Origin of the sequence: Blautia glucerasea (assembly GCF_020537505.1) — a bacterium.
Classification (GTDB): Bacteria; Bacillota; Clostridia; order Lachnospirales; family Lachnospiraceae; genus Blautia_A.
Map to the genome: position 1 here is coordinate 1 of NZ_JAJBMO010000082.1, position 953 is coordinate 953.

Here is a 953-nt window from a genome sequence, read left to right on the forward strand (position 1 = left end):
GGTCAAAATAATCGATCAGGTTGCATGGCTGGTTGTCAGGCATACCGAGCCGATTGATCTCGTCAACCTTTTCTGCGATGGATGTCTGATACTGCACCAGGTCAGGTCCTTCCAATGGCTCCGCATCATCCAGATTCACAATATCTGAATAGTCCGGAATAAACTCTGCCATCAGAGGTGACAGCATTTCCACTTCTATTTTATCTTTCAAAGCATCACCTCGCTTCCCTATTCTGCCGTTTCTCCGGTGTACGGGCAGCCATTTTTGCCATGTCTGCCCAGTCTGCCCCTTCGATTTCCGGCAGGTTCTCGATGATCCGATAGCTTCCCTCGTAGGCTTTTCGGATATGTTCACACGCCCACCGTCCGGCAAAGTCATTGTCGGTACACACTTCGATCTCGGTGATCTCCGGGTGCTGGGACAGAAAATGTTCCAATGCCTGCGGCTTTTTCATGCTCCGCTGGCTCTGCCCTTCTTTTGGTGCGCTGATCCCGCCAAGCTCCAGACGGTACTTATCCCGGCTTCCCTGTCTCTGTTCCAATGTCATGTGGGCAAGCACATCCACACAGGCTTCATAAACAGCAACCCGTCTGCATCCCGATTTCGCCGGAACACAAAAAGCGTATGCCTTTTCACTTCCGGCCTGTTCCATCTTAAAAGACTTTCCGCTGGCATCGTAAATCCCACGCAGGAAAGCATATCTTGCCACCTGGTTTTCATCCCGTCCTATGAACACGGCATTGTGGTAGGGCAGACTCTCATATAAGATTCCCAAATGAACACACCGCTGTAAGACCTCGCCACTGATGCCCCGCTCTTTCAGATAGCGGAACACCCTGCGGCAGTCTGGGCTGGCCGTAGGCAGGACAAATGGCTTCTTTGGCTTTGCTTCCACTGGAGGAGGGATATAGGTGGGATACTCATCTTTCAGCATTTGCACTGCCTCCAGAAA

Annotated in this window: 1 protein-coding gene and 1 pseudogene; both read right to left on the minus strand. The window is 51.5% G+C overall.

Going from position 1 to position 953, the window contains the following annotated elements:
- A pseudogene (locus tag LIQ05_RS19305) lies at positions 1 to 211 on the minus strand (hypothetical protein); the annotation flags it as partial.
- Positions 212 to 215: 4 nt separating this feature from the next.
- Positions 216 to 953 (minus strand): DUF3991 domain-containing protein (locus tag LIQ05_RS19310; protein WP_226822929.1); only part of this gene is annotated, 738 nt, incomplete at its 5' end.